Origin of the sequence: Helicobacter sp. UBA3407, from assembly GCF_949747025.1 — a bacterium.
In the GTDB taxonomy this organism is placed as follows: domain Bacteria; phylum Campylobacterota; class Campylobacteria; order Campylobacterales; family Helicobacteraceae; genus Helicobacter_D; species Helicobacter_D ganmani.
The window spans coordinates 1-3,330 of the sequence record NZ_CATKCB010000122.1 but is presented as its reverse complement, the minus strand read 5'-3'; the positions used below and the strand labels follow the sequence as shown (position 1 = coordinate 3,330).

The window sequence follows — 3,330 nt, the reverse complement described above, 5'->3', positions numbered from 1 at the left end:
CCTTTTTATCTCTACTTTGTGCATAGTTATTATGTGAAAAATTTGCAAAATGCCATTGGAGTAAGTCAATATGGAACGGAATTTGCCTCTATTGTGCAAAAGGATAATATTTTTGGAATCCAACCACACCCCGAAAAATCGCATAATGTGGGGCTTAGGATTCTACAAAATTTTGTCCATTTATAAGGAGTTGTATGCAAATTATTCCCGCAATTGATTTAAAAGAAGGCTGTGCCGTGCGTTTAAAGCAAGGTTTAATGGAAAGTGCAAAAATCTATGCAAAAGAGCCTACCGAGCTTGCAAAACATTTTGAAACTTTGGGAGCAGAATATTTGCATATTGTAGATTTAGATGGCGCATTCGCTGGCACTCCAAAGAATCGTGCCGTGATTGAAAAAATCTGCAAAAATTCTAAGCTTAAAATTGAAGTAGGTGGTGGAATCCGCGAGGAAGAGACGATTAAAGCTTACTTGGATTTAGGAATCTCACGCGTCATTTTGGGTTCTATTGCACTAAAAAATCCAAACTTTGCATTGGAAATGGCAGAAAAATATCCTATTGTCATTGGAATTGACGCAAAAGATAACAAAATTGCCACAGAGGGTTGGGCTAAGGGCGCAGACACTTTAGCGTGGGAATTTGCAGAACTTTTTAAAGGAAGCAAGGTTCAAGCAATCATTTGCACCGATATTGCACATGATGGAATGCTAGATGGAATCAACTTGGAATTTACAAAAAAAATTCAAGACAAGAGCCAAATTTTCACTATTGCAAGTGGCGGGCTATCTTGTCAAGAAGATTTTGAGGCACTAAGAGAGGCGGAGATTGGTGGCGTAATTGTGGGCAAAGCATTTTATGAAGGTAAAATTGATTTACAAAAAGCCTTTGAAAAATTTCAATAAATATTAAGTTTGTCATTTTAGATTCTTGATTTATTTGAAATTTTATGTTCGCTTTATGCGAAATTATGCTATTATATCAAGTTATTGTTATTTTTCAAATTTTTAAAAAAGAAGTTTTATTTTATAAGGAGTTAGCATGAAAATGGTTGTTGTAGATGATAGTTCAACTATGCGAAGAATTATCAAGAATACCTTAGCAAGACTTGGCTATGAAGACATTTTAGAGGGCGAAAATGGTGTAGAGGGCTGGGATAAAATGAATGCCAATCCCGATACCAAAGTGCTTATTACCGACTGGAATATGCCCGAAATGAATGGATTAGATTTGGTAAAAAAAGTGCGTGCGGATGAACGTTTCAAAGATATTCCAATCATTATGGTTACTACTGAAGGTGGTAAAGCAGAAGTCATCACTGCGCTAAAAGCAGGAGTAAATAACTATATTGTTAAACCTTTCACTCCACAAGTCTTAAAAGAAAAATTAGAAGTTGTTTTAGGCGTAAATGATTAATTATGGAATCCTACTACAATTGTCTAAGCGTTAAAGCGGATAATTTTTTATGGTTATTGCAAGACAAAGCACTAGAAATAACAGGTGAGGCAATTGAAGAGATTGAACAAGGATTCATTGTCCGCACAGAGGCTGACATCAAGCCGATAAAATTACAATTAATTGCGTATGCTAAAGAATTAGAAACGATAATGTCGGATTCTATCAATTTAGAATTTTCCGAAGAAACTTTGAAAAATCAAGATTGGATTGCTTCTTATCGTAAATCCATTACACCCATAGAATGTGGCAAGTATTATATTCACCCTTCGTGGTTTGAGGGAAAAAAAAACAAAATCAATGTCATTATTGACCCCGCGCTTGCTTTTGGAAGCGGGCATCACGAAAGCACTTTTGGTTGTTTGGAAGCATTAGAAAACCTAGAGCACACATTCCAAGAAATAGAACTTCGAAATAAAGAGAAAGAAAATAGCAAGAATTGGTCAAACGCACTCAAAGACAAGATTATCTTAGATGTCGGGTGCGGAAGCGGAATCCTAAGCATTTGTGCTAAAAAAAATGGCGCAAAAGTATGGGCATGCGACACAGATGAGCTTGCGATTGAGGCAACAAAAGACAATATGGTAAAAAATAATGTCCTCTTAGATAAAGTCTTTTTAGGTTCGCTTCACACGATTCCAACTCAAAAAGGAAAATTTGACATTATCCTTGCAAATATTCTCACAGATGTCATTGTCGCACTACCTTTAGAATCTTATGTGAAGCAAAAGGGATATTTGATTCTATCTGGTATTTTAGAACAATATATACCAAAGGTTCTTAATAAATTCAAAAATTTTAAAATAGTTTCCCAAAAAATTAACAACGAATGGGCAACTCTAGTCTTACAAAACAAAGGATAAATATGCAAAAACCTAATAATAATCCAAATCCACAGGACAAAAAGCCGAATAATTTTTTTAATCAAAATCCGCTTTTAATGTTTGTTCTGTTTGCAATCATCGCAATCGTTATCTTTCGTATGCTATCGCCAGCAAGTGGAGAGATTAGCAAATTAAGCGGAGCAACTACAACAAAAACGATTAATTATTATGAACTCAAAAAACTGATTGAAAACAAAGAAGTAGATTTTGTCGCAATTGGACAAACCAACATCAAAGCAACAGCGGAAAATGGAGGAAACAAAATTGCCTACAATGCTCAACGAGTTAATCCAGATAGCACATTAATCCCTTTGCTAGATGAAAAAGGCGTAGAATACACAGGCTACAACGAAAATAATTGGCTAAGTGATATGCTTTTTGGTTGGGTTTTACCTGTGTTCATTTTCTTTGCAATTTGGATGTTTTTGGCAAGCAGAATGCAAAAAAATATGGGAAATGGAATTTTGGGTATTGGGAGCTCTAAAAAACTTGTCAATGCAGAAAAACCGAATGTCAAGTTTGAGGATATGGCAGGCAACGCAGAGGCAAAAGATGAAGTAGTTGAAATCGTAGATTTTCTAAAGAATCCCGAACGTTACGCAGCATTAGGAGCTAAGATTCCTAAAGGTGTTCTACTTGTAGGACCTCCCGGAACTGGTAAGACTTTATTAGCCAAAGCCGTAGCGGGCGAAGCAAGCGTGCCGTTTTTTTCTGTCAGCGGAAGTAGCTTTATTGAAATGTTTGTAGGTGTAGGGGCAAGTCGTGTCCGAGATTTGTTTGAAAATGCCAAAAAAGAAGCACCAAGCATTATTTTTATTGATGAAATTGATGCGATTGGCAAAAGTCGTGCAGCAGGCGGTATGATAAGCGGCAACGATGAGAGAGAACAATCCCTAAATCAGCTTTTAGCCGAAATGGACGGATTTAATTCCGATGCATCGCCAGTTATCGTTCTAGCAGCCACTAACCGACCCGAAGTGCTAGACCCTGCGCT

At 36.6% G+C, this 3,330-nt stretch carries 4 protein-coding genes and 1 pseudogene; all 5 read left to right on the top strand.

The features are described from left to right. Positions 1 to 186: pseudogene (locus tag Q1553_RS04045) on the top strand (imidazole glycerol phosphate synthase subunit HisH); the annotation flags it as partial. An 8-nt stretch (positions 187 to 194) separates the two neighbouring features. Further along, positions 195 to 902 (top strand): 1-(5-phosphoribosyl)-5-[(5-phosphoribosylamino)methylideneamino]imidazole-4-carboxamide isomerase, encoded by a 708-nt coding sequence (gene hisA / locus Q1553_RS04040; protein WP_297571067.1) that lies wholly within the window; start codon positions 195 to 197, stop codon positions 900 to 902. A gap of 136 nt (positions 903 to 1,038) precedes the next feature. Beyond that, a complete protein-coding gene (locus Q1553_RS04035) occupies positions 1,039 to 1,413 on the top strand; it encodes a chemotaxis response regulator CheY (protein ID WP_115551332.1) in 375 nt (124 codons plus the stop codon). Positions 1,414 to 1,415: 2 nt separating this feature from the next. Then, the gene (locus Q1553_RS04030) at positions 1,416 to 2,315 is read left to right on the top strand and encodes a 50S ribosomal protein L11 methyltransferase (RefSeq protein WP_297571064.1); all 900 of its coding nucleotides are present in this window, start codon (positions 1,416 to 1,418) and stop codon (positions 2,313 to 2,315) included. A gap of 2 nt (positions 2,316 to 2,317) precedes the next feature. Continuing rightward, the coding region (locus Q1553_RS04025; protein WP_300842771.1) for an FtsH/Yme1/Tma family ATP-dependent metallopeptidase at positions 2,318 to 3,330 on the top strand (1,013 nt) is incomplete at its 3' end.